This window comes from Mucilaginibacter sp. P4_G9, assembly GCF_056400985.1.
On sequence record NZ_JBFUKF010000170.1, the window covers coordinates 1 to 11148 of the forward strand.

Genomic DNA, 11148 nt, shown 5'->3' on the forward strand with positions numbered 1-11148 from the left:
GTTTATTGTTAACTTATTACTAAAAACCTTACTTAAATCGAATGAAACATTCATTGCTGTATTTTTACAGATGCTGTATTGTTATGGCATGTTGCCTCACCTTTTCAGAATATGCGCAGGCGCAAACAGATGCTGATGCCCTAATGATACCCAAAAACTACGTTTGTGCCGCGGGTGTTTATACCCACAGTCAATGGGATAACTATTGGGAAGGTACTTTTAAACGCGATGCCCCAAACCTGGGTACCGTAAGCTCAAATTCATATATGCTGGGTTTTGTTTATGGTCTTACAAATAAGATCAATGTATCAATAGCACTTCCTTATGTAACCACAAATGCAAGTGCCGGTACTTTAAGGGGCGAGCGTAATTTTCAGGATATAAGCGCATATGTAAAATGGCTGGCTGTTAAACAGGAGATAGGCAAAGGATCGCTTAGTTTTCATGCTATTTTATCGGGATCAATTCCTGCAACTAATTATGAGCCCGACTTTTTACCTTTATCTATTGGTTTGCATAGTAAAAATATTGCTCTACGTGGTTTACTTAATTACCAGGTTAGTCGGTTTTTTGTAGCCGGCGCGGCACAGTACATTCGCAGGAGTAATATTACTATCGACAGGAATTCATACTATACTACCGAGATGCATTATACCAACGAAGTGAAGATGCCCGATGTTTCTAACTTTTTTGTAAGCGCCGGTTTCAGGAGTTTACAATTTAATGCCGAGGCAGTGCTTACCAAGGTTACAACATTGGGTGGTTTTGATATCAGGAAAAATGATATGCCTTTTCCAAGTAACAAAATGAATTCAACGCTTGCCGGTGTAATCTTCAAATACAGCTTTCAAAAAATAGCCGGCTTAGAGCTAACCGCCGGTGGTAACTATGTATTAAAGGGCAGAAATGTAGGGCAGGCAAGAACCATGTATGGCGGTGTTTATTACGTTTTTAACACCAGGAAAGAGAAATAATTTTATAATACTTAATAATAATCTGATGAAAAGATCATTACTTTATATAATTCCTACGGTACTTTTAGGTGTAGCCATTTTTAGCTCATCGTGCAATAAAGATATTGTAGACCGTACTTCATTATACCCTGCATTAACACCGTCAAAGCTTGATTTGAATGCTGATACCTGGACCCCGGTATTGGTTAAAGATTTTAGTGTGTTGACAGTATCGGCGCCAGACCTGGTTACTTCACCGGCTTATTTAGCCGATTTGAATGAGATTAAGGCGATGCAAAAAAATTTAACCGACGATCAGAAAGCATCTATAAAATACTGGAGCGCGGGTGCTGTATTAAGGTGGAACGAGATCATGCGCCAACTGGTGRCCAAGCACAACATTCCACCTTATCAAAATGCAGATGGCGCTTACCCGGCGCCAAGTTCGGCCAATCCGTTTAATTACCCCGAGTTTCCGTTTTCGAATCCGCCGTATGCTGCCCGCGCTTATGCTTATGTAAGTACCGCGCAGTATGATGCGCTGATTGCTGCATGGCATTTCAAAAACACTTACAAACGCACTGCTCCTTATAAAAATGATGCAGGCATACAGGCCCTGGTTCCGGTTTCCGAACTGCCATCTTACCCAAGTGAAGATGCTGTTGTTGCGGGTACTACGGTTGAAATGATGAAGCTGTTGTTCCCTACAGAGCTGGCTTTCATTAATGAAAAAGCGCAGGAAGAAAAATTATGCCGTATAATGGCTGGTGCCAACACAAGGGGCGAAATTACCGCAGGCGAATCATTAGGTAAACAGGTTGCCGCGTTGTTTGCAGCACGTGCCCGTGGTGACCGGGCCGGCAAGGCTATTGGCGATGCCAATGTATGGGCAAAGCTTCAAACAACTGCGTTTGAACCAGGTAAATTTTGGCTGAGCTTAGAAACGCCTAAAAGGCCGCCGATGTTACCTTTGTTTTCAAAAGTGCTTCCGTTTTTGTTTGATACGTTAACTGTTGTTTCATTACGCCCGGCTGCACCTTATTTATCCAATTCGGCCGAGTATAAAAAAGAGGTTGATGAGGTATTGTCAATGAGTAAAAACCATAGCCGCCAGCATGAAGAGCAGGTTGCTTTTTGGGCAGATGGTATTGCCACTTATACCCCAACCGGCCATTGGAATGCTATTGCTGCCGATGAGTTTGTAAAGCAAAATTATAGCGAAGTGCGCTGGGCACGTAACTTTGCCTTGTTGAACATGTCTCAAATGGATGCCGCAATTGTTTGTTGGGATACCAAATATTTTTACTTTAATCAGCGCCCGTCGCAAGTTGACCCTTTGGTTAAAACGCTTACAGGGGTGCCAAATTTCCCGGCTTATACATCGGGTCACTCTAATTTTAGCGGCGCCGCGGCAACTGTATTAACTTATTTATTGCCGGATAGGGGTACTAAGTTTACAGACCTGGCACACGATGCTGCTATGTCGAGGTTGTATGGGGGTATCCACTTCCGCAGCGATTGTGAAGTTGGTTTGGTAACCGGCAATAAGGTAGGGCAATACGCAGTTAACAGGGGGAAAGCCGACGGAGCCGGGCTGTAATAAGTACTATCAAATAAGCTATAAAAATGTCACGYTTAATTACCGGTCAAAAAATATACTACACGCTTCGCTTTGCCTGTGCCATGTGTTTTATAGGGCATGGCGCATTTGGAATAATAACCAAGCAAATATGGTGCAATTACTTTGCGGTTGTAGGGATAGGTCATGATATGTCATATACACTAATGCCTTATGTGGGTACGGTTGATATATTGTTTGGATTATCCCTGTTGGTTTACCCGATACGTGCAGTAGCCGGATGGCTGGTGGTATGGGGTTTAATAACTGCATCTATGCGCCCGTTATCTGGCGAACCATTTGCCGAATTAATTGAACGCGCGGGCAATTTTGGTGCCCCGTTTGTGCTGCTGCTTTTACAGGGCGGCTTTAAAATGCCTTTGAAGAAATGGTTTAGCCGTATGGACGATCATGTAAGCCTGGATGCACCTGCCTTAAAAACGGTAATTACTTGTTTAAGGTTATTTACATTCCTGTTACTGCTTGGTCACGGTTGGCTAAACCTGGTTCACAAAGCTGGCCTCCTCAATCAATATCATTCTTTAGGATTTAATGATCCCGGTAAAACAGCACAAATGGTAGGCTTATTTGAAATTGTAGCAGCCTTTTCGGTACTCATCAGCCCTTTTGCCAACATTCTTTTGGTATTGGTCGCCTGGAAAATAGCAAGCGAGCTTTTTTATCCCAAATATGAAATGTTTGAGTGGATAGAACGTGGTGGCAGTTATGGAGTACTGCTATCCCTGTGGTTCGCGGTAAAAAAAGCACCTTCCGGTTTATTGGCATGGCCTTTTAAAAACAAATCTCATCTAAATATAAATTAATCAACATAAAAATCCTGTAAAAACAGGTTTAAGCAGGGTTTAAGCACCCGGCTTTGTCCTTTTAATATTTAAACATTGTAAACACTTTAAAATTCTATGAACCTATTTTTAAAATCTATTTGCGCAATTGCGATTCTTGTACTTCTTAATTATACCAATGTAAATGCGCAAGGCTGCGTAGCCATCAGGAGCACAGGCGGTTTGTGTACTATGGACGAACACCCCGATAGCGCCAGTGCAGCCGAAGGAAGCTGGCTGCTGAACAGTAATAGCCGCTACTTCAGATCGTACAAACATTTTGTGGGTACTAAAGAGCAAAAACAACGTATTGCGTTGGGTACAAACGTTATTAATCATTCTTATACGCAAGACCTAACCCTTACCCGCATCTTTAACAACCGCTGGTCGTTTGCTATTGATGTTCCCATTGTTGATAATGCCCGTTCATCGTTATATGAGCACGGTGGTAAAGAGCGCTTAAGCACGCATTCATTTGGCTTAGGCGATATACGTTTAACTGCATATGCGTGGTTACTAAACCCGGCAAAAGCCCGCAGGGGAAATATACAGGTAGGTTTGGGTTTAAAACTGGCTACAGGCACCTATAACTACCAGGATTATTTTTACCACCAGGGAGGTGCAGCCGATGCTAAAGTGCTTGGCCCGGTTGATCAATCTATCCAATTGGGAGATGGCGGTACAGGCATAACTACCGAAATTAATACCTATTACAACTTTACCAATAAACTTGGTGTATATGGCGGTTTTTATTACCTGATTAGCCCAAGAGAACAAAATGGTGTTTCATCTGCACGTGGCAGTACCCCAAGCGCTAAAGCCGTTGCCAATGGCAGCGATGTAATGAGCGTGCCCGACCAGATAATGCTAAGAGCCGGTGCCAGCTATGGCTTAGGCAAATTTAATTTTTCGGCTGGTGCGCGTTATGAGTGCTTACCGGTGAAAGATCTTGTAGGTGGTAGCAATGGTTTCAGAAGAACAGGTTACATTATATCTGCCGAACCAGGCGTTACCTATCGTTTAAAATCGTTTTCAATTTATGCATTTGTACCAGTTGCTTTAAAACGCGACCGTACACAAAGTGTTCCTGATAAAATTTCAACAAGACTTACAGGAACTTATACACAAGGCGATGCGGCCTTTGCCGATTACGCTGTAAATGTTGGATTAACATACAGATTTAAATAGAGAGTTGATTTTATGATTTAAGGAGAAGCCGGGCGTGAGATACCCGGCTTTTTTGTTTTTTGTAATACTATTTTGTTAAAAAACTATAGTTTTACGGTATGAACACTCCCGAAGAAAACTTTGCGGCACTGGGTTTAAACCTGCCGCCGGCACCAAAACCTCTTGGTGTTTACAAACCTTGTTTAGTTGATGGTAAATACCTTTACCTGTCTGGTCATGGAACGGTACAGGATGATGGAACGCTAATTATTGGCCGTATTGGTGAGACCATTAATATGGAAGATGGTAAGCTGGCCGCGCGCCAGGTAGGTTTAGCTATGCTGGCCACTATAAAAGCCAATATTGGTAGCCTGGATAAAGTTAAAAGAGTGATAAAAGTATTGGGTATGGTTAACTGCACACCCGATTTTGAAAAACACCCATTCATCATAAACGGAGCAAGCGAACTTTTTGCCAAAATATGGGGAGAAGAGAACGGTATAGGCGTTCGCAGCGCGGTAGGGATGGGGTCGTTACCTGATAATATTCCCGTTGAAATTGAAGCCTTGTTTGAGCTGGCTTAGTGAGTGGTGAGTGGTGAGTGGTGAGTGGTGAGTGGTGAGTGGTGAGTGAAATTGCCATACAAGTTATTCAAAATTCTGAAAATTCTTTAATTCGTTTAATTCCGGTTCAGACAAATTCGATGGCTCAAAACTGGTTCACGATAGATAATATCGACAAGCTTGATACGCCGGCGCTGGTAGTTTATCCAGATAGGGTAAAGGCAAACATTGATCTGCTTAAAACCATGATCGATGATGTTACCCGTTTGCGTCCGCATGTAAAAACCTACAAAAACAAAGAGGTTACCCGGCTATTGCTTGCTGCCGGGATTAAAAAGTTCAAATGCGCCACCATAGCCGAGGCCGAACTATTGGCATTGTGCAATGCCCCTGATGTATTGCTTGCGTATCAGCCGGTGGGGCCTAAACTTGATAGGTTTATTAAGCTGATACAAGAATATCCGCAAACAAAATTTTCCTGCCTGGTTGATAATGATCTTGCTGCCGGTGAAATTTCTGAAGCTGCTAAACAACACGATCAAACGATCGATGTTTATATCGATCTGAATGTTGGGATGAACCGTACGGGCATTGCCCCAGGATTTGAAGCATTGCAGCTATATATGGACTGCAGTGTACTGCATGGGCTAAACCCTGTTGGCTTGCATGCTTATGATGGTCATATCCACGATATTGATATCGCTAAAAGAAAAGAACGTTGTGATGCTGGTTTTAAACCGGTTTTAAAACTGCAGCAAGACCTTAAAGCAAAGGATTATCCAGAACCGGTTATTGTGGCAGGAGGATCGCCTACATTTACCATTCATTCCAAAAGAGACTTTGTAGAATGTAGTCCCGGAACTTTTGTTTATTGGGATAGAGGTTATGAAATTGGAATTCCCGATCAGCCATTTTTACCGGCTGTGCTGGTAATTGCAAGAGTGGTTTCCCTGCCCGATGCTACTAAGCTTTGCCTGGATGTTGGCCACAAATCCGTATCTGCCGAAAACGAGTTAGGAAAACGGATCTACTTTTTAAACGCTGCCGAATTGGTGCCAACCGGCCAGAGTGAGGAGCATTTGGTAGTTGATGCCGGTAAAGATCATCACTATAAAATAGGGGACGTGCTGTATGGTATCCCGCACCATGTTTGCCCAACTGTGGCTTTATATGAGCGTGCTTATACAATTGAAAATAATACACTTACTGGTGAGTGGTTAAATGCTGCCCGCGACCGTAAGATCACTATCTGATAAATAATTTATGTTTGTAATTGATGCCCATTTAGACCTCAGCATGAATGCGCTGGAGTGGAACCGCGACCTTACCCGCCCGCTTGCCGAACTTAACCAGCGCGAAGTAGGCTTGACAGATAAACCAGATAGGGCCAAAGCAGTAGTAACTTTACCTGAATTGCGTAAAGGCAACATTGGTTTGGTAGTAGCCACACAGATAGGTCGTTATGTTGCACCGGGCAATCCATTGCCCGGCTGGCATTCACCAGAACAGGCCTGGGCACAAACACAGGGGCAGGTGGCCTGGTATAAAGCCATGGAAGATGCCGGTGAAATGGTGCAGGTGAATGACCTGGCATCGTTAGAAAAACATTTGTCATTTTGGAATGATGGCCAGTCAACAGATAATAAAGCAATAGGCTATATCCTGAGTTTAGAGGGGGCTGATTCTATAGTAACAATACAACACCTGGAACGTGCTTATAATTATGGTTTACGTGCTGTTGGCCCGGCTCATTACGGTCCGGGCAGGTATGCGCAGGGTACCGATGCCACAGGCTACATGGGGCCCAAAGGGCACGAGCTTTTAAAGGAAATGGAACGGCTGAACATTATACTTGATGCTACCCATTTATGTGATGATAGCTTTTGGGAAGCGCTTGATCATTTTAACGGCCACGTTTGGGCCAGTCATAATAATTGCAGGGCGCTGGTGAATCATAACCGCCAGTACAGCGATGAGATGATAAAGGCGCTGGTAGACAGGGGGGCGGTTATCGGTGCAGCTTTGGATGCCTGGATGATGGTGCCGGGATGGGTAAGGGGAGTATCCACTCCAAAAGGAATGAACTGTAACATGGAAGTAATGGTTGACCATATCGACCATATTTGCCAGGTAGCCGGAAATGCACTGCACGTAGGTATGGGTACCGATTTGGATGGAGCCTTTGGCCGGGAGCAATGCCCTTATGACCTGGAAACTATAGCCGATCTTCAAAAAGTACCGCATCTTCTAAAAAACCGTGGTTATACAGATGCGGATATTGAGAATATGATGCACGGTAACTGGTTAAGATTTTTAAGAACGGCCTGGGCGTAAATAACAATAAAATTAGTTTACGATAAAGTGCTGATAGCCAGCTGGAAAGGTGTTCCGACGCAATTTATTTTAACAGCTGTACGACAAGTTGTGTCGTACAGAAAGTGTTTTTAATTATAGATAAGTGCTTAACATCCAGTTGGTTGATGTGTTTTTTGGGGATGTTCCCGGAAAATAACTGCTTGTAGTTCCCTCTTCAAAGGGAACACTTTGAACCATTAGTTATTAACTGTGTTTTCTTCACCCTTGTGTAAAACATCTCCTGCGATTCTGTTAATTATTGTAAATAAGCCAACTTTGCGCCAATGAACGCAGAACAAGCAAGGTTAAAGGATACAAGCTGGAAAAAATGGGGGCCTTATGTAAGTGATCGCCAATGGGGAACAGTACGGGAGGATTACAGCGCCAACGGCGATGCCTGGAATTATATAACCCATGATATGGCCCGCAGTAAAGCCTATCGCTGGGGCGAGGAGGGCATTGCGGGAATCTGCGACAGGCAACAAAACCTGTGTTTTGCCATCGCGCTCTGGAATAAAAAAGACCCGATCATTAAAGAACGTTACTTCGGCCTCAGTAATCCCGAAGGTAACCATGGAGAGGATGTAAAGGAACTATATTATTACCTGGATAGTACACCTACACATTCGTACATGAAAACACTGTACAAGTATCCGCAAAATGAATTCCCGTATGCATTGCTGGTTGATGAAAATAAGCGCCGCACCCGTAACGATCCTGAATTTGAATTGATTGATACCGGTATTTTTGATAAGGACGAATACTTTGATGTTTTTACCGAGTATGCCAAAAACGCCCAGGACGATATCCTGGTCAGGATCACTGTACATAACCGGGGAGCTGCCGATGCCGTACTTAATGTAATGCCCACCTTGTGGTTCCGCAATACCTGGAGCTGGGGTTATGATGACTACAAGCCGTACATTACCGCACACGGCAAGGGCGTAACCGAAGTTTTTCATAAAGACCTTGGGCAGCTTTGGCTGCATACGGAAGGTAATCGCGAAGTTTTGTTCTGCGATAATGAAACCAATATGGGGCGCCTGCACAAGTTTGATAGCGGACATAAATACCATAAAGACGGCATTAACGATCATATTGTACATAAAGCAGATACCATCAATCTTAAAAATACAGGCACAAAGGCAGCTGTAAATTATGATATCTGCGTTGCCGCCAGGCAAAGTGTAACTATCAGGCTAAGACTTTCGCCGGATGCCAATTATAGCTTTGAAGATTTTGACCAGGTTTTTAATACCCGCCAAACGGAGGCCGATCAGTTCTATAATGATATTTACAGCAATAAAAAGGATGCCGATAGATGCCTCATTCAGCGCCAGGCGTTTGCGGGTATGCTTTGGAACAAACAATTCTATTACTCGGATATCCGCCAATGGCTAAATGGCGATCCTTCACAGCCCGAACCTCCTGCCAACAGGGAAAATGCCCGTAACCATAAGTGGAAACACCTTAATACCAAGGATGTAATATCCATGCCCGATAAATGGGAATATCCCTGGTTTGCAGCCTGGGATCTGGCCTTTCATTGTTTGCCCTTGGCTACTATTGATATGGCTTTTGCAAAGAACCAGCTTGTTTTACTTACCCGCGACTGGTATATGCACCCAAACGGACAGTTACCCGCCTATGAATGGGATTTTGGTGATGTGAACCCGCCGGTACATGCTATGGCAACCTGGAAAATATATACAACCGATAAATTAGCCAACAATGGCAAAGGTGATACATATTTCCTGGAGAGGATCTTCCATAAGCTAATGCTCAATTTTACGTGGTGGGTAAATCGTAAAGATATCTCTGGTAATAATATTTTTGAAGGCGGTTTTTTGGGGATGGATAACATTGGCGTGTTTGATAGGAATACGCAACTGCCGTCTGGCCAGCACCTGGAGCAGGCAGATGGTACCAGTTGGATGGCCATGTACTCGCTTAATTTGCTGCGCATAGCCACCGAGCTCGCCGAAACTGATAGGGCATATGAAGATATTGCCTCTAAGTTTTTTGAGCATTTTATCTATATAGTTGAGGCGATGTCAAACCTCGGCGAAAACAACGAAGGCCTTTGGGATGATGACGATGGCTTTTTTTATGACCAGATCCGGTTCCCGGATGATGGATCGATAAAAATGAAGGTTAGAAGCATAGTGGGGCTGATCCCGCTATTCGCAACCGAGGTTTTGGAGGAAGCCGATATTACTGATAGCCCGATATTTAAAGAGCGCCTGAGATGGTTTGCAGAAAAGCGACCTGACCTTGCATCACTGGTTTCCCGCTGGAACGAAAAAAACCGCGACGGCAGGCACCTGATTAGTTTGCTGCGTGGTTATCGCATGAAATCATTGCTGAAGTATATGCTTGATGAAAACGAATTTTTAAGTGATTACGGCATTCGCTCATTGTCAAAATACCATCAGGAGCATCCATTTAAAGTGGCAGTTAACGGAGTTGACTTCGGCATTGGTTATACTCCTGCCGAAAGTGATAGTGGCCTTTTTGGCGGCAACAGCAACTGGCGTGGTCCTATCTGGATGCCCATAAACTATTTAATCATTGATAGCCTGCATCGCTTTCATCAGTATTATGGCGATGATTTTAAAGTGGAGTGCCCAACTGGATCCGGTAATTTCATGAACCTGGCCGAGGTTGCTAATGAACTATACCTGCGGGTATCCAAATTGTTTTTACGGGATGAAAAGGGCAATCGTCCACTGTTTGGTACTAATCAAAAAATGCAAACAGATCCTAATTTTAAAGATTACATACTATTCTATGAGTTTTTTGATGGCGACAATGGTCGTGGCGCGGGCGCATCCCACCAAACCGGGTGGACGGGTTTAATTGCCAATTGTTTGCAGAGTAGTAGTACATAAGCAAGTTCAGGATGATCATGTATGTTTGAAAACTCTCCATCGGGCTTAATTGTGTAAAAAAGACACAATAAGTTTTAATTTGCTGATTTTTATTATTTAGATTTACTGTACCACATTAAAACTAAAATTATCAGCATGAATTACAACAGGAGAAAATTTATTCAAAGCACTGGTGCATTGGTGCTTGGCGGCATGGCCTTATCAGGAAAAGCAGCTACTTTATTAAGTAATATGGCAAGCCCGCATGCGGTAGGCTTGCAGCTATACACATTTTTTGGCGTTATAGATGAAGATGTAAAAGGCATCCTTACTAAAATAGCTGCGCTCGGCTTTAAAGACATGGAATCGGCATTTAGCAAAAAAAGCGGTTACTATGGCATGAGCCCAAAAGAATTTAAGGCTATGGTGAATGACCTGGGTATGAACTGGACATCGCACCATGTGTTAGGCGCGCCGTTCAAACTTCCTCCCGGAGCAAAAATGCCTGCAGGTGCCGATGGTAAGCCAATGGTTATTCCTCCAATGAAAAACCTCCGCGATAATATGCAGGAGCTGGTTGACGATGCTGCTGCCGGGGGTATCAAATACCTGGTATGTGCCAATTCGCCAACAGCTACGCTGGAAGAGGTCAAATCTACCATTGAAGTGTTAAATAAAACCGGAGAGGCTGCCAAAAAGGTAGGGATTCAATTCGCATACCATAACCACGATATGGAGTTTCATCCGGTTGACGGTAAAGTACCATATGACCTGTTACTC

The 11148-nt window shown here is 43.6% G+C and carries 9 protein-coding genes; all 9 read left to right on the top strand.

Annotated features, from left to right (window positions below; translation table 11 throughout):
• Nucleotides 1–41: 41 nt before the first annotated feature.
• Nucleotides 42–974 carry a hypothetical protein gene (locus AC1DPZ_RS15230; RefSeq protein ID WP_477404827.1) on the top strand — a complete coding sequence of 311 codons (933 nt, stop codon included), beginning with the start codon at nt 42–44 and terminating at the stop codon, nt 972–974.
• Between the two features lie 25 nt (nt 975–999).
• Nucleotides 1000–2553 carry a vanadium-dependent haloperoxidase gene (locus tag AC1DPZ_RS15235; protein WP_477404829.1) on the top strand — a complete coding sequence of 518 codons (1554 nt, stop codon included), beginning with the start codon at nt 1000–1002 and terminating at the stop codon, nt 2551–2553.
• Nucleotides 2554–2579: 26 nt separating this feature from the next.
• Nucleotides 2580–3395 carry a hypothetical protein gene (locus AC1DPZ_RS15240; protein WP_477404831.1) on the top strand — a complete coding sequence of 272 codons (816 nt, stop codon included), beginning with the start codon at nt 2580–2582 and terminating at the stop codon, nt 3393–3395.
• 96 nt (nt 3396–3491) lie between these two features.
• Nucleotides 3492–4601, top strand: coding sequence for a hypothetical protein (locus AC1DPZ_RS15245; protein WP_477404833.1), 1110 nt, complete (start codon nt 3492–3494; stop codon nt 4599–4601).
• Nucleotides 4602–4699: 98 nt separating this feature from the next.
• A complete protein-coding gene (locus AC1DPZ_RS15250; RefSeq protein WP_477404835.1) occupies nt 4700–5164 on the top strand; it encodes a RidA family protein in 465 nt (154 codons plus the stop codon).
• Between the two features lie 119 nt (nt 5165–5283).
• Entirely contained in the window at nt 5284–6396 is a 1113-nt protein-coding gene (locus AC1DPZ_RS15255; protein ID WP_477404837.1) for a D-TA family PLP-dependent enzyme, read from the top strand.
• A gap of 10 nt (nt 6397–6406) precedes the next feature.
• The gene (locus AC1DPZ_RS15260; protein WP_477404839.1) at nt 6407–7477 is read left to right on the top strand and encodes a dipeptidase; all 1071 of its coding nucleotides are present in this window, start codon (nt 6407–6409) and stop codon (nt 7475–7477) included.
• 305 nt (nt 7478–7782) lie between these two features.
• Entirely contained in the window at nt 7783–10389 is a 2607-nt protein-coding gene (locus AC1DPZ_RS15265) for an MGH1-like glycoside hydrolase domain-containing protein (RefSeq protein ID WP_477404841.1), read from the top strand.
• A 135-nt stretch (nt 10390–10524) separates the two neighbouring features.
• On the top strand, nt 10525–11148 hold a 624-nt coding region (locus AC1DPZ_RS15270), incomplete at its 3' end, for a sugar phosphate isomerase/epimerase family protein (protein WP_477404843.1).

Coding starts and splice junctions, on each gene's coding strand:
- AC1DPZ_RS15260 (WP_477404839.1), top strand. CDS start 6,407: ATGTTTGTAATTGATGCCCATTTAGACCTCAGCATGAATGCGCTGGAG.
- AC1DPZ_RS15265 (WP_477404841.1), top strand. CDS start 7,783: ATGAACGCAGAACAAGCAAGGTTAAAGGATACAAGCTGGAAAAAATGG.
- AC1DPZ_RS15255 (WP_477404837.1), top strand. CDS start 5,284: ATGGCTCAAAACTGGTTCACGATAGATAATATCGACAAGCTTGATACG.
- AC1DPZ_RS15230 (WP_477404827.1), top strand. CDS start 42: ATGAAACATTCATTGCTGTATTTTTACAGATGCTGTATTGTTATGGCA.
- AC1DPZ_RS15245 (WP_477404833.1), top strand. CDS start 3,492: ATGAACCTATTTTTAAAATCTATTTGCGCAATTGCGATTCTTGTACTT.
- AC1DPZ_RS15250 (WP_477404835.1), top strand. CDS start 4,700: ATGAACACTCCCGAAGAAAACTTTGCGGCACTGGGTTTAAACCTGCCG.